The 23,718-nt window shown below is 58.7% G+C and carries 25 protein-coding genes; 12 read left to right on the top strand and 13 right to left on the bottom strand.

Annotated elements, in window-relative coordinates:
* Nucleotides 1-24 precede the first annotated feature (24 nt).
* Both ACT7DV_RS03365 and ACT7DV_RS03370 read right to left on the bottom strand, forming a co-directional pair.
* On the bottom strand, nucleotides 25-3,747 hold the full coding sequence (locus ACT7DV_RS03365; protein WP_444660875.1) for a YobI family P-loop NTPase: 3,723 nt from the start codon (nucleotides 3,745-3,747) through the stop codon (nucleotides 25-27).
* Nucleotides 3,748-4,476: 729 nt separating this feature from the next.
* Complete coding sequence (locus ACT7DV_RS03370; RefSeq protein WP_444660876.1) at nucleotides 4,477-4,884, bottom strand: molybdenum cofactor biosynthesis protein MoaE; 408 nt, start codon at nucleotides 4,882-4,884, stop codon at nucleotides 4,477-4,479.
* Nucleotides 4,885-5,496: 612 nt separating this feature from the next.
* On the opposite strand from ACT7DV_RS03370, the gene ACT7DV_RS03375 reads away from it, so the two are divergent.
* Entirely contained in the window at nucleotides 5,497-6,690 is a 1,194-nt protein-coding gene (locus ACT7DV_RS03375; protein WP_444660877.1) for a M20 metallopeptidase family protein, read from the top strand.
* Nucleotides 6,691-6,706: 16 nt separating this feature from the next.
* Here the strand turns inward: ACT7DV_RS03375 and ACT7DV_RS03380 are convergent, their stop codons facing one another.
* From ACT7DV_RS03380 to ACT7DV_RS03405, 6 genes are all read right to left on the bottom strand, one after another.
* Nucleotides 6,707-7,414, bottom strand: coding sequence for a GNAT family N-acetyltransferase (locus tag ACT7DV_RS03380; RefSeq protein WP_444660878.1), 708 nt, complete (start codon nucleotides 7,412-7,414; stop codon nucleotides 6,707-6,709).
* Between the two features lie 372 nt (nucleotides 7,415-7,786).
* A complete protein-coding gene (locus ACT7DV_RS03385) occupies nucleotides 7,787-8,089 on the bottom strand; it encodes a hypothetical protein (RefSeq protein ID WP_444660879.1) in 303 nt (100 codons plus the stop codon).
* Between the two features lie 93 nt (nucleotides 8,090-8,182).
* Entirely contained in the window at nucleotides 8,183-8,497 is a 315-nt protein-coding gene (locus tag ACT7DV_RS03390) for a hypothetical protein (RefSeq protein WP_444660880.1), read from the bottom strand.
* Entirely contained in the window at nucleotides 8,491-8,907 is a 417-nt protein-coding gene (locus tag ACT7DV_RS03395) for a hypothetical protein (protein WP_444660881.1), read from the bottom strand. Before ACT7DV_RS03395 ends, ACT7DV_RS03390 begins: the two co-directional genes overlap by 7 nt.
* A 48-nt stretch (nucleotides 8,908-8,955) precedes the next feature.
* The gene (locus tag ACT7DV_RS03400; protein WP_444660882.1) at nucleotides 8,956-9,363 is read right to left on the bottom strand and encodes a molybdenum cofactor biosynthesis protein MoaE; all 408 of its coding nucleotides are present in this window, start codon (nucleotides 9,361-9,363) and stop codon (nucleotides 8,956-8,958) included.
* Entirely contained in the window at nucleotides 9,360-10,541 is a 1,182-nt protein-coding gene (locus ACT7DV_RS03405) for a ThiF family adenylyltransferase (protein ID WP_444660883.1), read from the bottom strand. Before ACT7DV_RS03405 ends, ACT7DV_RS03400 begins: the two co-directional genes overlap by 4 nt.
* 37 nt (nucleotides 10,542-10,578) lie before the next feature.
* Between ACT7DV_RS03405 and ACT7DV_RS03410 the strand changes: the two genes are divergently transcribed.
* The 5 genes from ACT7DV_RS03410 to ACT7DV_RS03430 are packed head-to-tail and all read left to right on the top strand — an operon-like array spanning nucleotide 10,579 to nucleotide 13,261.
* The gene (locus ACT7DV_RS03410; protein ID WP_444660884.1) at nucleotides 10,579-10,830 is read left to right on the top strand and encodes a MoaD/ThiS family protein; all 252 of its coding nucleotides are present in this window, start codon (nucleotides 10,579-10,581) and stop codon (nucleotides 10,828-10,830) included.
* A gap of 3 nt (nucleotides 10,831-10,833) precedes the next feature.
* Nucleotides 10,834-12,066 (top strand): molybdopterin molybdotransferase MoeA, encoded by a 1,233-nt coding sequence (locus tag ACT7DV_RS03415; RefSeq protein ID WP_444660885.1) that lies wholly within the window; start codon nucleotides 10,834-10,836, stop codon nucleotides 12,064-12,066.
* Nucleotides 12,059-12,535 (top strand): cyclic pyranopterin monophosphate synthase MoaC, encoded by a 477-nt coding sequence (moaC, locus tag ACT7DV_RS03420; RefSeq protein WP_060700544.1) that lies wholly within the window; start codon nucleotides 12,059-12,061, stop codon nucleotides 12,533-12,535. Before ACT7DV_RS03415 ends, moaC begins: the two co-directional genes overlap by 8 nt.
* Nucleotides 12,525-13,016, top strand: a complete 492-nt coding sequence (locus tag ACT7DV_RS03425; RefSeq protein ID WP_444660886.1) for a MogA/MoaB family molybdenum cofactor biosynthesis protein — start codon at nucleotides 12,525-12,527, stop codon at nucleotides 13,014-13,016. The genes moaC and ACT7DV_RS03425 overlap by 11 nt, the downstream gene beginning before the upstream one ends.
* A gap of 35 nt (nucleotides 13,017-13,051) precedes the next feature.
* Nucleotides 13,052-13,261: a DUF1653 domain-containing protein gene (locus tag ACT7DV_RS03430; RefSeq protein ID WP_444660887.1), complete on the top strand. Its 210-nt coding sequence runs from the start codon at nucleotides 13,052-13,054 to the stop codon at nucleotides 13,259-13,261.
* A gap of 322 nt (nucleotides 13,262-13,583) precedes the next feature.
* On the opposite strand, the gene ACT7DV_RS03435 is transcribed toward ACT7DV_RS03430, so the two are convergent.
* Nucleotides 13,584-14,015: a MarR family winged helix-turn-helix transcriptional regulator gene (locus ACT7DV_RS03435; RefSeq protein ID WP_444660888.1), complete on the bottom strand. Its 432-nt coding sequence runs from the start codon at nucleotides 14,013-14,015 to the stop codon at nucleotides 13,584-13,586.
* 78 nt (nucleotides 14,016-14,093) lie between these two features.
* Between ACT7DV_RS03435 and ACT7DV_RS03440 the strand changes: the two genes are divergently transcribed.
* Entirely contained in the window at nucleotides 14,094-15,191 is a 1,098-nt protein-coding gene (locus ACT7DV_RS03440; protein ID WP_444660889.1) for a hypothetical protein, read from the top strand.
* 41 nt (nucleotides 15,192-15,232) lie between these two features.
* Here ACT7DV_RS03440 and ACT7DV_RS03445 read toward each other — a convergent pair whose 3' ends face one another.
* The 4 genes from ACT7DV_RS03445 to ACT7DV_RS03460 all read right to left on the bottom strand — a co-directional run bounded on the left by ACT7DV_RS03445 (nucleotide 15,233) and on the right by ACT7DV_RS03460 (nucleotide 18,652).
* Nucleotides 15,233-16,015 carry an IclR family transcriptional regulator domain-containing protein gene (locus ACT7DV_RS03445; protein ID WP_444660890.1) on the bottom strand — a complete coding sequence of 261 codons (783 nt, stop codon included), beginning with the start codon at nucleotides 16,013-16,015 and terminating at the stop codon, nucleotides 15,233-15,235.
* 79 nt (nucleotides 16,016-16,094) lie between these two features.
* Entirely contained in the window at nucleotides 16,095-16,751 is a 657-nt protein-coding gene (locus tag ACT7DV_RS03450; RefSeq protein WP_444660891.1) for a 3-oxoacid CoA-transferase subunit B, read from the bottom strand.
* A complete protein-coding gene (locus ACT7DV_RS03455) occupies nucleotides 16,751-17,422 on the bottom strand; it encodes a 3-oxoacid CoA-transferase subunit A (RefSeq protein ID WP_444660892.1) in 672 nt (223 codons plus the stop codon). Before ACT7DV_RS03455 ends, ACT7DV_RS03450 begins: the two co-directional genes overlap by 1 nt.
* An 18-nt stretch (nucleotides 17,423-17,440) precedes the next feature.
* A complete protein-coding gene (locus ACT7DV_RS03460) occupies nucleotides 17,441-18,652 on the bottom strand; it encodes a thiolase family protein (RefSeq protein WP_444660893.1) in 1,212 nt (403 codons plus the stop codon).
* Between the two features lie 206 nt (nucleotides 18,653-18,858).
* Between ACT7DV_RS03460 and ACT7DV_RS03465 the strand changes: the two genes are divergently transcribed.
* From ACT7DV_RS03465 to pcaG, 5 genes are all read left to right on the top strand, one after another.
* Nucleotides 18,859-20,052: an MFS transporter gene (locus ACT7DV_RS03465; RefSeq protein ID WP_444660894.1), complete on the top strand. Its 1,194-nt coding sequence runs from the start codon at nucleotides 18,859-18,861 to the stop codon at nucleotides 20,050-20,052.
* A 9-nt stretch (nucleotides 20,053-20,061) separates the two neighbouring features.
* On the top strand, nucleotides 20,062-20,811 hold the full coding sequence (locus tag ACT7DV_RS03470; RefSeq protein ID WP_444660895.1) for an IclR family transcriptional regulator: 750 nt from the start codon (nucleotides 20,062-20,064) through the stop codon (nucleotides 20,809-20,811).
* Nucleotides 20,812-20,992: 181 nt separating this feature from the next.
* On the top strand, nucleotides 20,993-22,189 hold the full coding sequence (locus ACT7DV_RS03475; protein ID WP_444660896.1) for a 4-hydroxybenzoate 3-monooxygenase: 1,197 nt from the start codon (nucleotides 20,993-20,995) through the stop codon (nucleotides 22,187-22,189).
* A gap of 32 nt (nucleotides 22,190-22,221) precedes the next feature.
* Nucleotides 22,222-23,028 carry a protocatechuate 3,4-dioxygenase subunit beta gene (gene pcaH, locus ACT7DV_RS03480; protein WP_444660897.1) on the top strand — a complete coding sequence of 269 codons (807 nt, stop codon included), beginning with the start codon at nucleotides 22,222-22,224 and terminating at the stop codon, nucleotides 23,026-23,028.
* Entirely contained in the window at nucleotides 23,028-23,606 is a 579-nt protein-coding gene (pcaG, locus tag ACT7DV_RS03485) for a protocatechuate 3,4-dioxygenase subunit alpha (protein WP_444660898.1), read from the top strand. Before pcaH ends, pcaG begins: the two co-directional genes overlap by 1 nt.
* Nucleotides 23,607-23,718: the final 112 nt, after the last annotated feature.

A 23,718-nucleotide genomic window follows, 5' to 3' on the forward strand; every position in this document is an offset into this window, starting at 1 on the left:
CAGTCTTCGAACAAAAAGAATCGGTTACTTTGACTTGGCTTTCTTGAAAAGGTTGACCCGAAGTGTGCCGGGTTTCTTCGGGTCGGGGTTGCATGTTGAGACGACAGTTCCTTTAAGAGCATTGAGGATTCTGCGATGGGCACTGTCGTCAGGGAGATTGTACGGACGGGTGCCGATGTCAGCAATCGCCGAGTATGGCTTGTCCATGGACCGCAGTAGATCCCTAAGAGTTTGAAGCGGGAGCTTTTCGTTACGAGCAAGGAATTGAACTATTTCTGCGGTAGGTGCTCCCTTATCAATCAGTAGTTGAATCCGAGGTGCACTAATCGTCCACTTCTTTACGATGAGAGCGCGGGAAACTTGCTCGATATTTTGCCGGGTTGCATTTTGAAGATAACTGCCCAAGTCCCCAACTACCTTCTTCTTAATGTCACTTGAGACCAGTGCGCTTTCAATCAATTGGGGTACCTGCTCCGGAGGTATTGTCTCAGGAGATACAAGTGTTTCGAAGTCCTTTGATGCGGAAATTGCAGCTTCGCGAGTCGTCCAATCGACCATCAGGTGACTCCTATAAGTTTCCTCGTCGTCTGGGATCAGCCCTTTGCTGATAAGCAGACCAGCGAAAGAGCCGGAGAGCGGTTGTATCTCGTCGACGGGGAGGCAACCTGGATCTAATTGCAGGGATAGATCTATCCGGATGTTTGAATCCTCCATAACTTCGATGGCGTTGAGGATCGCAATGGCGAGCTCCCGCCTGTCATCAATCGGAGCGGTGTCCTGGTCCCAGACGATAGTGCTGTTGCGGGTATGGAAAACGCCCAGAAATTCATCGAACGACCCGAATTTGGTGAAGTATGAGTAGGTATTGGTAAACGTCGAATCTATGCGGTCCTGCGCGACTAGGCTCGGCCATGCAAGTGAAGGAACATCGTCGAGCTTTTCCAGCCGGCATTGCGTGCTGGCACCAGAGATCAACCGATTTATTTCCGCTGGCGAGGCATGTTCGGCGGCGGACACAACAATTTGTTTGAACAAAGAGGGGGTATCGATGGTGTGTATAGTCGCATCAGAATCATCGAAGGCGTCGAGATAGTCGCTGAGATGATTGAGAACGTGGCGATAGACGTAAGCGCTTGAATTTCCAAGCTCATCTATGGAAATTGGTGCCTCGTTAGTGATAACACGCAGGTTGGTTTCGTTGACTGGATAGAGAGCACGCTCAACAACGGCATTTCGGGCTATTTCGTTCAGCCGCGAGAGATCAGCGATCTCGACCTGGCATTCCTTAAGGAGATCCATGACTATCGTTGCCCGTCGGGGCGACGAAGGTGAGGTGATCGAAGTGAGGCCAGCGAATTCTGTTTCGAGGCGTTCACGCACTTGTTCGTCCACGATGTACCCCTGAGCATGCGGAAGAGCATTGAGAACGGCGTCTAGGGCACGGAGACGCTTCTCCGTGGATAGCGAGGCTTCCACGGCAGTGTACTGGACGACACCCGTCCAGTCAGGGGCCATTCCGGCCAGTAGTTGTTCGGGCGATTCCCCTCGGGAGCAATATGTATTCACGAACTCAGCTTCGAGATCTCCCCAAGAGGAGAGTTTTTTTGTAACGATCGCCGCCGCTTCGGGGCGTTCTGCGAATAGGTAATTCAAGATCGATACGTTTAGGATGCTGGAGTCCTGGAAGATCTCGGCTTTGTCGTTCCTTTCGGCTCCTTGCTCAATGAATATTTGTTTGATCGAAGGTACGTCGAGATCGAAGAGCATGTCAGGCTCACCTGGTTCCACGCAACGCCGGACATATTCAAGTGCTTCGGGTCCAAGGTGAGTGCCGTAGTAGGTAGAGGTATAGAGAGCGAAGTGGGATGTGATATGACCCCGCCTAACCAACTCGCGGGATAGGGGCGAAGTCAGTATCGCACCTATCAGTTGACCAAAATCCCGATTCTCTCCCGCATGCAGCATCGTGAATTCTGGGCGGTTCAACAGATCAAGCCACGTGTGATGACGGAGGAACCGTATACGTTCTTCGGAAGCGTAAATTTCGGTTGCAATCTCGTCGAGATCAAGATCATTCCAGTGAGCGGGATCAATTTCGATACCGAGCATCGAGCTGAGACGCTCAGCATCGAAACGCATCTCCACCAGTTGACTTCTCGGAGTCCGACCCGCTATATCGATCGAAGCTCCCTCAGCAATGGCTTGCCAAGTGGATCGCTGTTTAATGACGCTTTCCTCAAAGGGGGGCGAGAAAGTGATCGAGGTTGAACCGCCCGTGAATGCGACCAAGGACTTTCGAAAATCCGCTATGTACTTAGAGAGCCGCTCCCCACACTGTCGAGCTCTTGCATCGGCGCGCTCATCGAGTTCGGTCGACCTCTTTAGCTGATTGAGATGGTTGATCTCCGCCGCGAGGTTCTCACGAACGAGCTGACGCCATGCCTTGTAAAGATGGTCAAGCGTACTGTTCTTATGCCGGATCTCTTCGAAGTCGCCCAGATGCGCATTCTTGAAAACGACCATAGCGAACACCAGATCATCGGTGATTCCATAGACACCTTTACCAGGCACTATGAGTCGGCTGCGGTAAACCTCAAATTCGTTGCGGATGTTGTGGATCAGGCGCATGTCGGCTGTATGTCTTGCCGCGATGCGAATGAGCGCTTGATCGATCGAGAATTCTGAGCTTTTCATGGTCCGGCTCATCAGATCGCGGGCGTTGTCTGCGCTTACAAACGGGACAACCGGGATTATCACATCAAAGAACTTGGCACGGTTGGCAATCTCGAGCGTTCTGCGAGCGGGGTCATCACGGGGTGCGCCTTCGTCTGTGCCCTCAATTTGTTCGAAAATGCTGTCTCGTATTGCGTATACAAAGACAATACGTCCAAGGATACTAGTGCTGTTCAACAAAACATTCAAGGCACGTAAGGTATCGAAAACCATGATGTCCTTGAACCGGTCAATATCTTCGATAAGCACAACCTTGGTCTTGCTGGCCTGGAAGAAGTAGACGATTTCATCGAGGTATTCATCGAAGTAGGTGTCGGCGTTGCTTGATAGCGTCACGCTGGTCAATGCTGTTCCTACAGAGGCAGTCATTGACGGACCTCCTGCGATCAATCGCCTGATCAACCACGTGGCGCATGTTCCCGCGGCCACAAGAATGAGATAGGCCAGAAGATAACGCACCCATGGACCTGGAACGAAATGTTCTACTACTGGTGCCAGTAGACCGAGCGCAAAGGCCAACACGGTGAGAAGAGATCCAATACAACTGGCGATAAGCCAATCGCGTTTGCTCTGCGGGGCACTCGTTCGGCGGAATCGAGAGCGAGGGGTCATATGAGCAGGCAGTCGGTACAGAAGCTGTTTGACGATTTCTTTCTGTATAAGATTGGTTTTCGACTTATTAGTTTCCGGAGTGTCCTGATCATCAGCATTGTGCACCTGCTGCGAAGCAATGGTCGACAGTGACAGCTCGATAATTTCGCCGCTGTACTTCTTACGCAATTCTTCCAGAACACTGCTCTTACCTGTTCCATATGCTCCGGTAAGAGCGATATTTTGCACTGCCTTAGCATCAATAGAGCGAACCAACAAATCGTAATAGACACGGTGACTATTCTCGTCGAAACTTGGTCTCAAACTTGCAAGTTTGACGTCTCTGCCATCCTTTTCTTCAGTACCACTTTCGATCCAGTTCACGGGAATTCCTGGATCATTTTCTGCAGCTGTTCCTGCCACCGTGCAACCACCTTTTCCAAGATCTAGAATGCCACGTCACGCGACGTCTGTATATATGTTTTGTCAGTCTTCATCAAATCGCAAATAGGCAAAATAGAAAAATTGGGACTTAACACGAAGTCTAGCCGGTGGTCGTTTTACTCCTCATAGGGATAAAAAACTTCCGACTTGGGAATATACCTCAGATCTAAATACCCTCTGACAATCCTTAGTAATCCGATTTCTACGGATCGCAGGCCGGGATTCACGTTTAGCTTTAGATCGATTCTCAGACCAATCTCATCAGTTCACTCGGTGTATCGACTTCAATTTTCAACGCTTAGAACCAAGTATCTCTATGACACCAACACGAGATTCCGATATATTTCGTAACTGATAAGTTGCAAGAAGTCTCGATACCAACCCCATGTTTAGATGCAAATTATTGAAACTTTGACGCCCAAATTTTCTTGCAATCACGCTGCAACAATCCTCTTCGAGAAAAGACCCAACTATCAGCTACAAGAAACCTTCGGCGATCTCGCCACGGACCGCCCCGCGTCCCTACCGTCAATAGTCACGTTGATACTTCTCCAAGGCTCCCACCATCCCCCGCCAACTTCAGTTGCAAGCCGGGGGATCATGAAATCAAGATTCCTTCGCTGACCCTTACGTTCTCCAGCCAGAAGGAACTACATTTGCTCCACCCAATCAAGAATCTCCCAATAGTCCTTGATCAACTACAGAAACTTAGGGTCCGAACCATTCGGAGCTGCCGGAAGTGAAGTGCTGCTTCTTCCAGATGGGAACCTCGGCTTTTATGCGCTCCACTAGGAGCTCATTGGCATCGAATGCTTCCTTGCAGTGCGCTGCCATCCAGGCGGCGACCAATGCGGCATCGCCGATTTTCAACGGACCCATGCGGTGCACGGCCGATAGCTTCAGCCCCGTGCGCTCTTCTTCCTCCGCGATGATCTTCTCCAGAAAATCCTGCGCTTGCGGATGGTGGGAGTAATCCAAGGAGTTCACCGGTCGCCCACCGTCGTGGTTGCGAATGATTCCGTGGAAGAGAGCAATGGCGCCAGCGGTATCGGACTGAGAGGCATCGCGAACCGCGGCTTCGTCGATTGGTTCTTCGGTGATCAGCGCGTAGCACATGAGCTATGTCCATCTTGACGCTGGCACCCGCTACTACCTGGTGACACTTGATCTGGAACGTACACAGAAACCCCATTGCGAGGGCATTCCTATCTACATCTCTTCCAGCGCCAGACAAGGATGCAGCAGAGTTTGCACGGGCTGGATTACACGACAGCGGAGAACCTGAAGTAAGCGCACGAGTTCATACCCGCGCCAAAGAACAGCAGCCGCGGATTCCGGATCCAACTGATTGACGCCAGTAGCTACGTCGTGCGCGCCGAGAATATGGATCTGCACTGGGCAGCGTACGGGCCGGCTATGCACTGGGCCAATGTCAGCGATGTTCAACCGAAAGACCCTAGACAACTGCCCGGCTCATAGTCGTTTAGTCATTTCTCTCAACCACGAAAGTTGTGAGATGCAACAATAACGGCCTTGAGAATTGCCCGCAAGGCAATCCCGGGGAGTATAGTCGCTGGCGTGCTGATTGGATTCAAATCATGCGGATTAAAGCTCTCACTAGAGAATACTTAAAGATATAACCATCAGCATGGTCATACTCATTATCACTGAGGTCCTTCCTAAGGCCCTTGCAATCGCGCCGAGCACTCCCCCATGAAAGGCTGATTCATGACCACTGCCGACTTTACCGCCGATGCGCAAACGATACTTCCCGAGCTGGTTGAACTGCGCCGTGCACTGCACGCGGACCCGGAGCTCGGACTGGATCTGCCCCGCACCCAGCAAAAAGTACTTAACGCCCTCCAAGGGCTCCCTCTGGAAATCACCACCGGAACGCGCACCAGCTCGGTGACCGCAGTGCTTCGAGGCGAGCTGCCCGGCCCGACGGTCCTGCTTCGCGGCGACATGGACGCATTGCCGATTCTCGAAGAGACCAATCTGGACTTCGCCTCTGCTAATGGCAACATGCACGCCTGCGGCCACGATCTGCATACTGCGGGACTTGTTGGCGCAGCCAAGTTGCTCTCGGCTCGGCAAAGTGAGCTTCATGGCTCGGTCATCTTCATGTTCCAGCCAGGCGAAGAAGGCCACGGCGGCGCCAAGATCATGCTTGATGAGGGGCTGCTTTCGGCTGCCGGAGAACGTCCGGTTGCCGCCTACGCGATCCATGTGGGTCCCGGTCCGCGAGGAGTCTTCGCAACTCGGGGCGGCCCGGTAGCCGCCGGGTCAAACCAGCTAACAGTGAAGCTGAAGGGACGCGGCGGACATGGCTCGCAACCCCACCAGACCCTGGATCCGGTACCGGCTGCCGCGGAGCTCGTCCTGGCCTTGCAGAGTTTTGTAACTCGACGGTTCAATGCCTTCGATCCGGTGGTTCTCTCGATCACGCGGCTGTCCACCGGAGACGGAGCAATCAATGTCATCCCGGAAAGCGTCGAACTGGCTGCCACCATCCGCACCATGTCCCACGACTCCCTGGCAGTCCTCGAAGAAGGACTGCCGCGCGTCGTCCACGGCGTGGCAGCAGCCCATGAGCTCACCGCAGACGTAAGTTTTGACACGCTCTACCCGGTGACCGTGAATGATGCCGCCGAGACCGAGGCAGCGCTGGAAACAATGCGCGAAATTTACGGTGAACAGCGTGTGGCGATCATGCCATCACCAATGATGGGATCCGAGGATTTCGCTTTTGTGCTCGATGAAGTTCCGGGTACCTTTATTGGCCTGTTGACGTCTCCACCCGACTTGGCTGCCGAAGAAACCGAGTGGAACCACTCGCCACGGGTGGTTTTTGACGACACAGTGCTCGCAGATCAGGCCGCAGCCCTGGCAGCCATCGCGTTTAAGCGAACCGCCCGGTGAGCTGTGGAGCTGCGCGCTAATTCTTGAGAATTACGGTGGTTTGGGCCCCTGCATATTCAAACCCTGCGCGCAGCGCCGTTTTGATCGACGCAGCATTGTCGACGTGCACGCGCCACTGAGGAATCAGGCCGGCGTCCACTGCATGCTTTTGGGCAATAGCGACAGCTTGAGAACCGAGTCCGCTTCGCCGACTGGCTGGTGATACGAGCGCGCCGAGGTGGGCCAGTTTTTCTTCCCACACGTCGTAGCCCGCCCCTGCCAAAGGCAGCGACTCGGTCTCAGCTTCGTTGAGCAAGACAAAGGTATTGTCCATCTCGCTCAAGCCGACTTCTGCGGCGTCTTCGGCTGGGCAGGCTGTTTCGAGAGCAACGGCGTGCGCTCGCGCACGGCTCGCCTGTGCGTTTGGGCTTGGCAACATTGGTGCTGAATCATTGAAGTACAACTTCGCTTCTCCGAGGGCCCGCCCACCATAGGGAGCGCTGAGTTCTAAAAGTTTCGCGTGGCTGACTAGTTCCGAATCGGGCAGCTCTCGGCCAGCCTCCATTGCCCATGAGGGGCCAACAAGAATCCCCGTTCCGAACAATGAAACGAACATGAGCACGGCACTATCGTTCTTTTCGCGATAAACCCTTTCCGCTCCCCGCGCCAAGGCTTCCGCCGAAACGCCGAGAATCGATGCCCAGGATTGTCGGATAGTCGCGATGGTGTCGGCTTGAAGCGTCATGCCGACAGACTAGCGGATTTCACGACGGAGCTATTGTATGGAGGACCGAATTGAATGACGGGAACACCCAAGACTTTTATCAGGATTCGAACTGGCAGATACTCGATGCTTAGGTTACAAATAAAGTCATGGTCTGGTTGCGCTTCAGGAAAACTCGGGAGGAAACAGAACGAACTGATAGACGGGATCTGTGAACTTCGAAGCTCACTCAGACGCATCCTGCAAGGAATCGGCGTCGCAACTTCCGTTCCAGCCACAAATTTTCGTCTGTCCATTTCTCGTCCGGACAACGCAAATCGAGCGTGCAGCAACTAATGACGCGTCGCTGGTATGTTGAATGAAAGAGTGGCCTTGGCACTTCCTTGACACGCTTTAGCCTTCAGTTTCGATCCTCATGCTTGCCCCGTGCATGGTTCCTCGTGAACCAGTAAAAGTATGAAGGGCCGCTATCAATTCCGAGAACGCATACTGCTCACCACCAGTAAATCCGCGTGGCATCCGAATCCCGTTCAAGCTGGCAATGTCTTTTTCTGTAACTCGCCATTTAACGATCGCTAGGCTGTTCCCGTCAAAGTTTGGAAATTCAATATAGATTCCCCACGGCGTTACGCGAGCTTCATACCCATATTCATTCGCCAAGTAATCAACGTAGACTTGACGCTTGAAAGACTCCATGTGTCAACCCTAATACGAATGGTTAGACATAAAATAGCGCTGACCACTATGTTTCCTACTGCCGGATAGTCGAGGTGGTGTCGGGTTGAAGCGTCATGCCGACAGACTAGCGGATTTCACTTCAGCGATGTCATTCCGATGGAAGGCAGAGAATGCCGTGGCAGCAAAAAGGATCGACAGGATGTCCAAGGCCAACATGGCCAGTAATGAACCTTGAGCCGCGCCCCACATTAAATTTGCGTTCTCGAGCACTTGCCCTGGTTGAACCGCGGAGCCGGATTCCATTCGGCTAATCGCTGCACTGTCCGCGTTCTGCCACAGTGCGTAGAACATAAAGAAGCAAATATTCATTGATAGCAGTACCAAAGCGACGATGGTCGCAAAAGCTTTTCGAATCGGTACTAGCATTCAAAACTTTCCAACAGTGCTTCGGCAGATATATTTTCGAGCCAAAAATACGCATGAATCGCAAGCAAGACGTCGTCTATTGTCTGCACTGTTCGCGGTGCATCACGAAGAGAAAGGACCACACTCGCGACATTCGATATCGCGGAGTTCAGGCTGGTCCTGTCGAACTCAACGCCGAGCAAAGCCAACAGAAAGTCGTGTGTCAGTTTGCGTAGTTCTCGCTTGGAAAGCCTCTTCTGCGTCGAAAATTCCAGAGCGTGTTGCATCGACAAAGTCGCGGTTCCCACTTCCGGAAGCGGCAGACATTGTTGTCGAAGCCTGGACACCAGGAATTCATCGCGAGGAATTTCTCCCGGCATGATTTCCCTATAGTCGGTCTTGCTACCTACGCCAGGAGGATAGTCACTCACAGGCAAGCCCGGCCTTCCATTAGTTGCATAAGATAAGCAGTATCGAGTCTAAAGCCCTACCCATTCGGAACTACCTGAAGTGAAATGCTGCTTCTTCCAGATCGGGACCTCGGCCTTTATGCGTTCCACCAGGTTCTCAATGGCATCGAATGCTTCCTTGCGGTGTGCCGCCGCCGAAGCAGCGACCAGCGCGGCGTCGCCAATCTTCAGGGGACCCACGCGGTGCACTGCGGAAAGCTTCAGCCCGGTGCGTCCTTCTTCCTCAGCAATGATTTTCTCCAGGAAATCCTGCGCCTGCGGGTGATGCGAGTAGTCCAAGGAGTTCACCGACTGGCCGCCGTCGTGATTACGAATGATTCCGTGGAAGAGCACCACTGCGCCTGCAGTATCGGACTGCACGGCATCGCGCACTGCGGCCTCGTCGATAGGTTCTTCGGTGATCAAAGCGTAGCTCATGAGCGGGCTCCTTCGGTGTGTGCATGATCGGCCAGCAGCTGCGGGGCCACTTCAGCCAGTGCGGGAAGCCCGCCTTCAAGGTAGTTTGTTTTGATGCCCCGGCCAGCGAGCAAGGCGGCCGCGCGTTGCGAGCGCGGACCGCGTGCGCAATACACCGTTACCTGTGCCGGGATCTGCTTCAGATCTGTGCCGGATTCAATAGCTGCTTCCAGCTCAGGAAGGGGCAGATGCAAGGAACCGGCGATGTGCTGTTGCGCGCGTTCGTCATCATTGCGCACATCCAGCAAGACGGGGGCAGCCGACCCCTCCAGCGACTGGGCGAGTGCCTTGGCATCAACGCCCTGGACCTCTGGCAGAGAACCGGAGCAGAAGAGCACGTAGTCAATCAGCTCGGTTACTTCAGCACCTTGGGGGTCCCGGGAGAATTCGAGGGTACGCGTGCTGGCTGCCAGCGCATCGTAGATCAGCACCTTGCCCACCAGCGGGGTGCCGATTCCGGCGATCAGCTTCAGCGCTTCGGTGGCCAGCAGCGCGCCGACGGTGCCGCACAATCCGGGCAGCACTCCCCCGGCTGCGCAGTCCGGCACGGTGCCCGGGGCCGGCGGAATCGGGAACAGGTCGCGGTAGCCCGGGCCATGCTCATGCCAGGCCACGGAGACTTGTCCGTGGTGCTGCAGGATGGAGCCCCAGATCAGCGGAATGCCCGAAAGCTGCGCTGCGTCATTGGACAGGTAGCGGGTCGGGAAGTTGTCGCTGCCATCGATAACCAAGTCATATTTCGCAAAGATCTCTAGTGCGTTGGATGAATCCAAGCGCAGATTATGCTCGATGAATTCCACATTGGGGTCCAGCGCCTTGGCGGCCTGGGCCAGGGAAGCGGTCTTGGCCAGGCCGATATTTGCGGTGGTGTGCGTGACCTGGCGGTGCAAGTTGGATAGTTCCACCACATCATCATCAACGATGCCGATGGTGCCTACCCCCGCTCCGACAAGATACGGAACGCTGGCGCTGCCTAGCCCTCCGGCGCCGATCACCAATACCCGGGCGGCAGCCAGCTTGCGCTGCGCCGTGTCATCAAATCCGGGCAGGGTCAGTTGGCGTGCGGCGCGAGCAGCCTGTTCCTCGCTTAGCGACGGCCCGGGGGCCACCAGCGCGGGAAAGTCGCGTTCACTTTTCATCGTGCTCCTTATCGCGTTGGCGCGATAGCATGAAGTCATGTCGAAGATTACGATACGCTACTTCGCTGCCGCGGCGGCAGCAGCGGGCTGTGAGCAGGAGAGCTGGGAACGCCCGCAAACGCTCGCCGGGCTGCGTAGCGAACTGATCGATTCCTACGGGCCAGAAATGGCACAGGTTTTGCGTGCCGGAAGTTTCCTGATCAACGGCGTGGTACGCCGCGATGCCGGGGAACTGGGCTCGGCCGAAAATCTGACGGTGGACGTGCTGCCGCCGTTTGCCGGCGGATAGCCGATGACCTGCACCCTGGAGAATCATCGCGCAGAACTTGAAGCGCTGTTGTCCCCGGTCTTTGCTTCCCTGGACAGCGAAAAGCTGTTGGCTGATAGCCCCGAGGCAAACGGCCGCATCCTCAGCGAGGATCTGTACGCCCTGTTGCCAATCCCCGCATTCACCAATTCGCAGATGGACGGCTACGCTGCACGCAGCGCGGACTTGGCCACTGCAACGCCGCAGTCCCCTGTCACCTTGCCATTGGGTTTTACGGCGGCCGCCGGCGACCGGCAAATCACATTGGCTGAAGGAACTGCCAGCCCGGTGATGACCGGTGCGATGATCCCGCTGGGGGCCGATACCGTGATCCCCATAGAGGAAAGCAGCTCCGGGGCTTTCCCGGACTTGGTTCGGGCAGGCCGTGGCACCCCGAGTGGAAACGCGGAGTTCACTGCTCCCAGCGAATCAGGCCGTTTCATCCGCCTCGCCGGCGTCGACCTTGAAGCCGGCGCCCTGGTGGCCCAGGCCGGAACCCGGCTGACCCCCACCATGATTGCCGCATTGGTTTCCAGTGGACTGCGTGAAGTACCGGTACGCCGCGCATTGAAGGTGGCCGTGTGCACTACCGGTGACGAGCTCAGTGATGATCAGCCTTCCCAGGGCCAGATCCCGGACTCGAATTCCCCCATGCTCACCGCCTGGCTGCACCAATATCAGGTGCAGGTGCGCACCTTGCAATTACCTGATGATCCCAAGCGCTTCGCGCTGGCTATTGATGCGCTGCAGGAACAAGTTGACCTGATTCTGACCGTAGGCGGAATCAGCGCCGGAGCTTATGAAGTGGTCCGACAGGCTCTTGCGCCGCTGGGCGGTGCATTCCACAACGTGGCGATCCAGCCTGGTGGTCCGCAAGGCTTCGCCCAGCTGCCTCAGGCAGCGGTGCTGTGCTTCCCCGGCAACCCGGTCAGCGCACTGTTATCGGCTGAACTATTTTTGGCCCCGCTGCTGCGCAAGCTCAACGCCTTGCCCGAGCCGGTGTCGCAACACTACCCATTGGCCGCCGATGTCACCTCGCCCGGGCATAAGCACCAGGTGCGCCGGGCTGTGATCCGTGGTGGCCTGGTGGAAATCCTGGATCCGGGCTCGCATCTGGTCCACGATCTGGCCCGCGCCGATGCGCTGGTGCATATCCCTGCAGGCATCAGCCAGCTGATAGCTGGGCAGCAAATTGAAACTTGGAGCATGAATGTCTGAAAAACTTACCCACCTGCGTGAAGACGGCAGCGCCCACATGGTCGACGTCAGCGATAAGGCTGTCACCAAGCGTGTTGCTACCGCGGAGGCCATCTTTGCCACCCGCGAAGATGTCGTCCCGATGCTGATGACCGGCAACCTGCCCAAGGGCGAAGCACTGGGCACCGCCCGCGTCGCGGGCATCATGGCAGCCAAGCGCACCTGGGAGCTGATTCCGCTGTGCCACCCGCTGCCGATCTCCAAGGTCTCCATTGATTTCGAGGCGCAGGATTCCGCGGTGCGCGTGATCGCCCAGGTGACCACCAAGGGTGTCACGGGGGTGGAGATGGAAGCGCTGACCGCAGCGAGCGTGGCCGCGTTGACCCTCTATGACATGGTCAAGGCCGTGGACAAGCACGCCGAGGTTCGCTCCGTGAAAGTCTTGGCGAAGTCCGGCGGCAAGAGTGGCGACTGGGCTCGTGAAGACTAGCCGCCACGCGGCAGTCGTGGTCGCCTCGACCAGCGCTGCGGCGGGAACTGCCCAGGACAAGACCGGCCCGATGATCGTCCAGTGGCTGGCCGAGCGCGGGTTCGAGGTCCCGGGCCCGGTGGTGGTTGCCGATGGCCAGCCGGTGCGTTTCGCCGTGGATGGCCTGCTGGCCGATGACGCGCAGGTGATCATCGTGACCGGCGGGACAGGGGTCAGCCCGGATGACCAGTCCCCCGAAATGGTTGCTCCGCTGCTGGATGTGCAGTTGCCTGGAATCATCGAGGCCATTCGCCGCCGCGGCGAGCCGAACACACCGCTCTCGATCATCACTCGCGGGGTGGCCGGGTTCGCCGGCAGCAGCTTCGTGATCACCTTGCCCGGTTCTACCGGCGGGGTCAAAGACGGACTGGCCGTGCTGGACACCGTCCTGGAACATTTGCTGACCCAGCGCAGTTCAGGCACCGGCCACGGGCCACGCTGAGAAACACCAAGTACTTTGATCTGAAAGGCTGAAGAATGAGCGTCGAAGCTGGAATCTACGAACACTTCAAAGGACAGCGCTACGAAGTGCTGGCCGTAGGCAAGCACAGCGAAACCGAAGAACCACTGGTCTTCTATCGCAAACTCTATGACGACTACAGCTTCTGGGCGCGGCCGCTGGCGATGTTCGAGGAAGCCGTTGACCGCGATGGCTACAGCGGCCCGCGGTTTGCGAGGATTGTTTAGGAACTCCGAATCTGTCGCTTGCCAAAATGTCGGTAGTTCTCGGTAATTTGGAGACATGGATTACTTCGAGGGGCCTCGCATTTGCCAGCTATGCACTTTTGACGAGTCGGTAATTGAGTTTGACACGATTCCAGATGGAATCGGCATCGATTTGAACACCTACGAGTCAAAAGTTGTCATTCCAAAACACCTACGCCGTTTGATGTACTGCACGAATTGCGACGCGGTTTACGACAAGTCAGGCGCGTTTAGCCGCGAACTAACAGATCAATATCGAGCCTTATTAGAGCAGAATTCTTAGGCAAACTTGAAACGCTGAAAGCTATTGCGAGTCAGCCTCGTTATAGCGCTCAAGAGCTTCCGCGAAGTCGCTGATTTGTTCTTCGCTCCAGCCTTCCAGCCGCTCGATCACCGCGGACCGGTGCACGGCAGCTGAAGCATTCAGCCGTTCTTGCCCCAGTTTGGTCAGTTCAAGCACACGGCCCCGTCCGGCTTCGGAATCGTCGTATGCCGCATACCCCAGATCAAGCAGAGTTCCGACTTGCCGGGAGACCGTTGAACGATTCAGCGAGAAGGCCTCGGCGATATCGGTCGCCCGTGCCCCGGGCGTATCGGCAATAAATCGCAATAGCGAATGCTCCACCATGCTCAGGGGCTCGGCTAGTTGCCGTGAGCGCGAGTTGGCTCGTCGAGTGATCAGTTGCATGTGATGGTAGACCGACTCGATGTCTGCCTCCCGTTGTTCCCTGCCCATGGTTTCGAGTCTAGTACGTGTCGGACAACTCAAGATATTCTGTTGCATAATGCAACATTAGCGGTATTCTTAATACATATGACTGCCACCGACACCACCGCACCCAGTACCCCCACTGCCAAGCATTCCAACTCCGCACCACCAAAACCGGCCACCGCCCAACGCGCACCGAAGGGATGGGGAAAGCTGGCACGAACCATGCTGATCCCGTTCTTCCTCTGCGCCATCATGGGCCTGTTCTACCTCGGAGCCTTCCATCAGCCAACGCCGCACAACGTACAGGTAGCTGTGGTTGGAGATTCAGCTGCAACCAAGGTCTTCGCCCAGACTTTGCAGGATGAATCGGATGGGGCATTGACCGTGCGCACTGTCAACAATGGGGAATCCGCCCGGCAACTGGTTGAAGATCGCGAAATCGTCGCCGCCTACGAATCGACCAAGGACTCTGCAACGCTCTACGCTTCCAGCGCAGCATCGGAAACCTCGGCGAACATCGCCCAGAAGGTCTTCATGAATGTGGCCTACAAGCAGGGCCAGCCGTTCCATGTGGAGGACGTTGTCCCCGCCGGAGAACATGACAGCACCGGGCAGGGCCTGTTCTTCCTGCTCGTCGCGCTGAGCATTGGCGGCTACGCCAGCGCCGTGCCGCTGGCAGGGTTCATGGGCAAGGTCAAGCTGCCAGTCCGCTTCGCGATGGCCGCAGTTGCTGCCGCGGTGATCGCATCGATTGCCGTGATCGTTTCCGGTCCGGTTTACCAGATCATTCAAAACCACTACGCCAGCATTTGGCTGATTTCGTGGGCCTACGCTGTTTCGATCATCATGCTGGGCATGGGGCTGCACCCAATGCTGCGCCATTGGACCACGCCGGTCTTGACCTTGTGCTTTGTTGCCTTGAACTTCACCAGCTCCGGCGGCATCTTCCAGCCTGCCATGCAGCCTGGATTCTTCGGCGCACTGAACACCTTCTGGAACGGCGCCGGATGGCTCCACGCGGTTCAGACGCTGGTCTACTTCCCAGGCCAGGGCATCGGCATGGATATCCTGCGGCTGATCGTGTGGCTGGTTCCCGGTGCGGCACTGATATTCGCAACCCACGCATGGAGCGTGCACAAGACCCGCCTGGCCAATGAAAACGCGGCCATCCAGGAAGTGGAAGAGGCCGTCGCAGCATAGCGGTTCCTCCGGGCATCCAGTGGGCCGAGGCCGCCATTCTGCTAGCGGCTGGAAGCCAGCGCTTCGCGCACCTGCTGCGCCGCCTGAAGCAGCCGAGGCAGAATCTTCTGGGCCGCTTCGTCGGCGCTTTGCTCGCTGGCCGGGTGCACGCTCATGGACACATTCATGGCTGCCGCCACGGTGGAATCGGCATTGAAGACCGGCACCGCGACCGAGCGCAACCCGATCTCCAGCTCCTGGTCAACCACCGCGTAGCCCTGCGCACGGATCTTTTCCAGTTCCTTGCGCAGGGCTGCTGGCGTTTTGATTCCCATGCCGGTGCGCGATTCGAAACCTCCGGCGAACACAGATTCACGAAGCTCCTCTGGCCCGAAAGCCAAAAGCACGCGGCCCATGGAGGTGTGCACCGCAGGGAATCGGGTGCCCACGGAGATGCCGACACGCATGATCGAGCGGGTATGCACGCGGGCGATGTACACGATGTCGGTGCCATCGAGCACGGAGGCCGAGGCGGACTCGTGGACCTGCGCCGAGAGCTCCTCAAGCACCGGCTCGATCAGCTGCGGCAAGGTAGCGCTGGAGAGATAGGCATAGCCCAGCTGCAGGACCTTGGAAGTCAGCTCGAAATACTTGCCATCAGAGCGCACGTAGCCCAGTTCTTGCAAGGTGAGCAGAAAACGCCGGGCGGTGGCGCGCGAGAGCCCGGTGCGCGCTGCAACCTCGGAGAGCGTCATCGAGATATGCTCGGCATCAAAGCAGCTGATGACGGCCAAGCCGCGGGCCAGCGACTGGACCGACGTTGAAGGTGTTGCCTGCTCGCTCACCGTACTCCTTGCACCTGCTGAAAACTGTGATGGGGCGCCTCCCAAAAGTTGGAAGGCACCCCACTAATCTACTGCGTCTCTAGGCCCAGGTCAGTTCCACCGGGACCTTGGCCTGCAATTCGTCAAAGCTGATGCCGTGCACCGAGCGCACAAAGACCTTCGCATCGCGCAGTTCGAAGATGGCCACTTCGGTATAGATCCGCGAGACGCAGCCCAATCCGGTGACCGGGTAGCTCAGTGTTTCAACCAGCTTGGATTCGCCGGTCTTGGTGAACAGGCTCATCATCACCCAGGTCGCCTTGGCCCCGATGGCCAGGTCCATGGCGCCGCCGACCGCGGGAATCGCGCCTTCGGCCCCGGTATGCCAGTTGGCCAGATCGCCGGCCTGCGAGATCTGGAAGGCCCCGAGCACGCAGACATCCAGGTGCCCGCCGCGCATCATGGCGAAGGAGTCGGCATGGTGGAAGTAGGCGGCGCCGGGCAGTTCGGTCACCGGGATCTTGCCGGCGTTGATCAAGTCCTCGTCGATGTCCTCGCCGGTGGCTACCGGGCCCATGCCGAGCATGCCGTTTTCGGTATGCAGGGTGACACCCTGGTCGGCGGTGAGGAAGTTGGAGACGTTGGTCGGCTGGCCAATGCCCAGGTTCACGAAGGCCCCGGCAGGAATATCGCGGGCTACCAGCTGCGCCATCTCATCACGGGTCAGTTTTTCTTCGGTGGTTCGCACGTCAGCCATTACTTTTCTCCTCCAAGAGCTACCACGGTGTCGACATAGATCCCCGGAGTGATCACGTGCTCCGGATCGATGCTTCCGATCTCGACGACCTCGTCAACCTGCACGATCGCGGCCTTGGCGGCCGTGGCCATGATCGGGCCGAAGTTTCTCGCGGTCTTGCGGTAGACCAGGTTGCCAAAGGTATCGGCTTTCAGCGCCTTGATCAGCGCGAAGTCGGCGTGGATGGGCGTCTCCAGGACGTAGCCCTTGCCGTCGATGACTCGGGTTTCCTTGCCCTCGGCCAGCAGCGTGCCGTAGCCGGTGGGGGTGAAGAATCCGCCGATTCCAGCTCCGGCGGCGCGGATGCGTTCGGCCAGGTTGCCCTGCGGGACCAGTTCCAGCTCGATTTCCCCGGCGCGGTAGGCCGCATCAAAGTGCCAGGAGTCGGACTGGCGCGGGAAGGAGCAGATGATCTTCTTGACCCGGCGTTCCTTGATCAGCAGGGCCAGGCCGGCGTCGGCCTGCCCGGCGTTGTTGTTCACTACCGTCAGGTCCTTGGCGCCGCAGTCCATGAGTGCGTCGATCAATTCCATCGGCTGGCCGGCGTTGCCGAAGCCGCCAATCAGGACTGTGGAGCCGTCGGTGATTTCGGCGACGGCGTCAGCGGCCGAGGTGGCAATACGTGGTGCCATGCTGGGTTCCTCTCGAGACTACTTGGTGGCGTGGACGTTTTCGATGACTACGGCGAGGCCCTGGCCCACGCCAATGCAAATGGCGGCTAGCCCATAGCGCTCGCCGGAGTCCTGCAGGCGGCGGGCCAGGGTACCCAGGATGCGCAGGCCGGAGGCGCCCAACGGGTGGCCGATAGCGATGGCCCCTCCCCACGCGTTAAGGATGCCTGGGTCGATATCCCAGGCGCGGATGCAGGCCAGGGACTGCGCGGCGAAGGCTTCATTGAGTTCGACGGCGGCGATATCCGACCAATTCAGGCCGGCCTTGCCCAGGGCCTTGTTGGCGGCTTCCACCGGGGCAAAGCCGAAGAATTGCGGTTCCAAGGCGAAGGAGCCATTGGAAACGATGCGCGCTATGGGATCCTGGCCCAGCAGGGCGCCGCCCTTTTCGGAACCGATGAAAGCGGCCGAAGCGCCATCGTTCATCGGTGACGCGTTGCCTGCGGTGACAGTGGCGTTTTCTCCGGTGCGGAAAACGGTGCGGAGCTGGGCAAGGGTCTGGGATGTGGAGTCGGCACGGATGGTTTCATCACGGGTGACTTCGGTGCCGCGCTTGTTGGCCGGCGGCACAGGAACCACCAGGCTCTCGTACTTTCCGGCATCCCAGGCAGCTGCTGCCTGCTGGTGCGAGAGGGCGGAGAATTCATCCTGGTCTTCGCGGGAGATATTGTGCTTTTCGCGCAGCTGCTCGGTGGCTTCGCCCAGTGATACGGTCCATTCACCCGGCATGGAGGGGTTGACCAGGCGCCAGCCCAGGGTGGTGTTGGCCAGTTCCAGGTTGCTCATCGGGAAGGGGCGTTCGGTTTTCGGCAGTACCCATGGGGCTCGGGACATGGATTCCACACCGCCCACCAGCACCAGATCGGCATCGCCAACGGCCACCTGGCGGGAGGCCGCGATCGAGGCATCCAGCGAGGAACCGCATAGGCGGTTCATGGTGGTGCCCGGCAGCGTGGTGGGCAGGCCAGCGAGCAATGTGGCCATGCGGGCGACATTGCGGTTCTCTTCGCCGGCGCCGTTGGCGTTCCCGAAGATCGATTCATCGATGGTGTTGGCGTCGAGCTTCGGGGACCGTGCGACAAGTTCGCGCACCACATGCGCGGCGAGGTCGTCGGGGCGATGGCCCGATAGCGCGCCGCCGATCTTGCCGAAGGGGGTGCGAATTGCGTCGTAGAGGTACGCCTGCTGCATGGTCTCACTGCTCCATTGCTGAAAGATGTTCACAATGTGAACTTAAGTTCGTACAATGAACTTTACCAGCCCCCACTCGCCTCTTCAAGGTGCATCGATAAGTTCGCTTGATGAACATTAGTACGCACTGTGAAAATAGTGCTAGGATCACAACGCCGTGACACCCATCACGCGCAATGCACTGAGAGATCACAAAGGGGCGCCTCATGTCTTCACCGCAAACCGATACCCAGAAATTCAAGCTTGGTGGCTGGATAGCCCTGCTCTGCTTCTTCATCGTCGTTTTCGAGGGCTACGACATCGTTGCCCTGGGCGCCACCATTCCGATGCTCACCGATCCTAACGTCGGCGGGTTCAGCGTGAGCGAGATGAACTGGGTCAATACCTTCTCGCTGATCGGTGTCGGCGTCGGGGCAGCCACGATGGGGCGCATGGCCGACCGGTTCGGGCGGCGCCGCCCGCTGCTGATCGCAGTTCTCGTCTTTTCGGTGTTCACCTTGCTTTTCCCGTTCCTCCCGAGCGCCGTCTTGATGGGTGCATTCCGCTTCATCGCGGGCCTGGGACTCGGCGGCTGCATGCCCGTAGCCCTAGCATTGATGCAGGAGAATGCCCCGGTGGGGCGGCGCGCATTGGCCAACAACTTGCCGATGGTCGGCTACCATCTGGGCGCTGTCCTGGCATCCCTGGCAGGCAAGGCAGCCGGTGTTCATTGGGCGGCGCTGTACTTCCTTGGAGGCGGGCTGGGTCTGGCCCTTTTGGCGCTGCTCTGGTTCAAGCTTCCCGAAAGCGACGTTGTCGCCAGCAACGAGCGCACCTCGATCTCCGATGTGCTCAAGCCCAAATACCTGCGCACCTCGATCGGCTTGTGGATTGCCGCATTCATGGGACTGGTGCTGGTCTACGGCCTGAATGCCTGGCTTCCCAAGATCATGGGCGCCGCTGGCTACCCGGTGGCCGATTCGCTGACGATGCTCTTCGTACTGAACTTGGGCGCTATCGCGGGCCTATTCATTAGCGCCTATGCGGCCGACACCAAGGGCATCAAGCTCGTCTCGCTGATCTGGTTCGCGGCTTCGGCAGCATTATTGCTGCTGCTGGCGGCGCCTTTTGGCAGCCAAGTCCTTTTGACCGCGGTTCTCTTTGTCACCGGCATTTTCGTCTTCAGCGCACAGTGCCTGATGTATGCCTATGCTGGCCACGTCTATCCACGCAACCTGGTCGCCACCGGCATTGGGCTAGCTTCGGGCATCGGACGCTTTGGCGCCATCATCGGCCCCTACATCACCGGCTTGATGGTCGCCGCCGGAACGGCGTACCCGGGTGCGTTTTTCCTTTACGGCGGAGCAGCGTTGCTGGCTGTATTGGTCATCGCGCAGATCCCGAAGCCACAGCGTGGCTAGAGTTGCACCATGGCCAATTCTCCTAGCGGGGATTCAATGCTGGACCGTTTGGTGCGGATCCTTGATTCCTTCGACGCGAAAAACCAGTCGCTCAGCGTCAGCGTTCTGGCGCGCCGGGCCGATATCCCGGTAGCAAGCATGTACCGGCTGCTGGATTCGCTGGTGGAACATGATTTGCTCAGCCGCGATGCCTCGGGCCAGGTACGGCTGGGCCTGCGGTTATGGGAGCTGGCGAATCGCAGTGCAGCCACCCAGGATCTGCGCACGGCAGCGCTGCCTTTCATGGAGGACATCAACCAGCTTCTGCGGCAAAACACCCAGCTCTCGGTGCTGCACCAGGACGAGGTGCTGATCATCGAGCGGCTTTCGCGCCCTGGATCAGTCATCAACCAGGCCAATGTTGCGGGACGCATGCCGGTGCACCGCACCTCCATGGGGATGGCCTTGCTCGCCTTCTCCCGCCCCGAAGCCATCCGCGACTACCTATCTCGCCACCAGGCGATCATGGCTGCCACCTACCCGGATTTCCGGGCCGAAATGGCTGAGATCCGCCGCACCGGCTATGCCACCTTCGATGGCTTCATCGATCCGGAAACAACCGGCGTCGCGGCTCCAATCCTTGATGATGCCGGATACCAGGTGGCCGTGATCTCCGTGGTGCTCCCCCGTCAAACCCGAGCGGTGCAATCCGCCGGGCTGGCGTTGCGCACCGCCGCTCGGGGTATTTCCAGGGCGCTGCAGCCGGGCGGATCGGCCTAGGACGATCGGCAGATCAGCGTGCGGATCCCGCCTCATTTTTATCATTCAATGAGAATCAGGCTGATCGAAGGCCCGCCACACACGCATCCTTATGCGAGACCCCATTTCCCCGGCCAGCGCCGGACCCCTGCACTGCAGCTGGGAATCCGCCCGCTGGTCCCGGCACAGACAGGTAGGACCCATGGCACAGGCGCCACGCATCCTGAAGACCAAGGTCGGCATCATCGGCGGCGGTCCGGCCGGCCTGATGCTTTCGCATCTGCTAGCCACCGCAGGCATCGAGAACATCGTTGTGGAAATGCGAGACCACGAAACGATCCGCAATACCCACCGCGCCGGCATCCTCGAATCCCAAGCCGTCTCCATGCTCACCGAATCCGGGGTGGGCGGGCGGGTGCTCAGCCACGGAGACGAGCACGCGGGCATCGACCTGCGCTTCAACGGCGAGTCCCACCCGCTGGATTTCCGCGATCTGGTGGACGCCACCGTGACCCTGTACGCGCAGAACGAGGTGTTCGTGGACCTGGCCGCCGCCCGGCAGCGCGACCAGGGCGATGTGCGCTACGGCTGCGAGGTCACCGAGATCCTGGACATGGAAACTTCCACCCCGAAGTTCCGCTTCACCGATGCCGAGGGCAGCCTGTTCGAGGTGCACGCCGATGTGATCGTCGGGGCGGACGGCTCGCGCTCCTTCGCCCGCCGCCAGATGCCCGATGCCTCGCGCCAGGACTTCAAGGTTTCCTACCCGTTCGCCTGGTTCGGCATCCTGACCGAGGCGCCGAAGTCCGCGCCGGAATTGATCTATGCGAACTCGCCGCACGGCTTTGCGCTGATCTCCCAGCGCAGTGAAACCGTGCAGCGCATGTACTTCCAATGCGACCCGAACGAGGACGTGAATGCCTGGAGCGAGGACCGCATCTGGGCCGAGCTGCAAAAGCGCGTGGACGGGCCGGATGGCTTCGAGCTGAAGACCGGGCCCATTTTCGACAAGACCGTGCTCGGCTTCCGCTCATTTGTCCGCGAGCCGCTCTCGCACGGGCGGATGTTCCTGATCGGCGATGCCGGGCACACCGTCCCGCCCACCGGGGCCAAGGGCCTGAACCTGGCCTTCGCCGACGTCAAGGTGCTTTTCGAAGCACTTGATTCCTTCTTCTCCACCGGCAGCGAGAAGCTGCTGGAGGGCTACTCGGACCTGGCCCTGAAGCGAGTCTGGAAGGCGCAGAACTTCTCCTACTGGATGACCTCCATGCTGCACACCCCGGTGGGCGGCGATCCGTTCATGGCCAAGCGCGCACTGGGCGAATTGGAGACCGTCACCTCCTCGCGCTACGGACAGCAATACCTGGCCGAGTCCTACACCGGCTGGCCCCACGCCTAAGCCCACCCAATAATTTTCAGAAAGGAGCCGACATGAGCGCCAACACCAACGCACTGGATCCAGCTGCCTCCGCGGCCACGCAGGAAGATATCAGCGCAGAAATCTCCAGCATCCACGAGGACTACCGCCAGCAGCTGCGGGCCGGCAAAAAGGCCGAAACCCAGCCACGAGTGGATTTCGCCCCCTACCGCTCCTCGCTGCTGCGCCACCCCACCAAGAACCTGCGCCACGCAGACCCTGAAACCATCGAGCTGCACTCACCGGCCTTCGGCCAGCGCGACGTGCACGCGCTGGAATCGGATCTGACCATCCAGCACAACGGCGAGCCCATCGGCGAGCGCATCGTTGTCTCCGGCCGGGTGCTGGACGGAGACGGCCGCCCGGTCGCCGGCCAGCTGGTGGAAATCTGGCAGGCAAACGCCGCCGGCCGCTATGTGCACAAGCGCGATCAGCACCCCGCGCCCATTGACCCGAACTTCACCGGGGTGGGCCGGGCCATTACCGGAGCCAGCGGCGAATATTCCTTCACCACCATCAAACCGGCCCCGTACCCGTGGAAAAACCACCACAATGCCTGGCGCCCGGCGCATATCCACTTCTCGCTGTTCGGCACCGACTTCACCCAGCGCATGATCACCCAGATGTACTTCCCGGGCGATCCGCTGTTTGCCCTGGATCCGATCTACCAGTCCATCACCGATCCCGAGGCGCGCGACCGCCTGGTCGCCACCTATGACCACTCGATCACCTCCCACGAATGGGCTACGGGCTACAACTGGGACATCGTACTGACCGGATCCAACCGCACTTGGATGGAAGAGGAAGAGGGCGAGCACTAATGAAAAAAGCTCCAGAACTGAAGCTCGTCCCCACCCCGGGACAGACCGTCGGCCCGTTCTACGGCTACGCATTGCCCTACGACAAGGACAATGAGCTGGTCAACCAGGGGCACCCGAACTCGGTGCGGCTGCACGGGGTGGTTTATGACGGCAAGGGCGAGGCCATTCCCGACGCGCTGCTGGAAATCTGGCAGGCCGACGAGCAGGGCAACGTGGTCTCCCGCGAAGGCTCGCTGGTGCGCGATGGCTACACCTTCACCGGCTGGGGGCGCACCGCGGTGGACAATGCCGGCCACTACACCTTCACCACTGTCAACCCGGGAGCCACCGATCAGGGCAAGGCGCCGTTCATCATGCTCACGGTGTTCGCCCGCGGCTTGATGAACCGGCTATTCACCCGGATCTACCTGCCCGAGGATACCGAAGCGCTGGCCAGCGATCCGCTGCTGTCCTCGCTGTCCGAGGCAGAACGCAAGACCCTGATCGCCACCCGCGAGGACGACGGATCCTTGCGCTTGGATCTGCGCTTGCAGGGCGAGGATGAAACCGTCTTCCTCGCCTATCCGCGCGAAAGCTGAAGCGGTCTCGGCCGGCTGGCGGCTTGCGCGTGTGGATTATGACGGGCGCGCCAGCCGATGCCGGTGGCAACCAGCGCTCTGGCGCTAAAGTTCTAGAGCGTGGGAACAAATT

The organism is Glutamicibacter sp. TV12E (genome assembly GCF_052441935.1).
In the GTDB taxonomy this organism is placed as follows: Bacteria; Actinomycetota; Actinomycetes; order Actinomycetales; family Micrococcaceae; genus Glutamicibacter.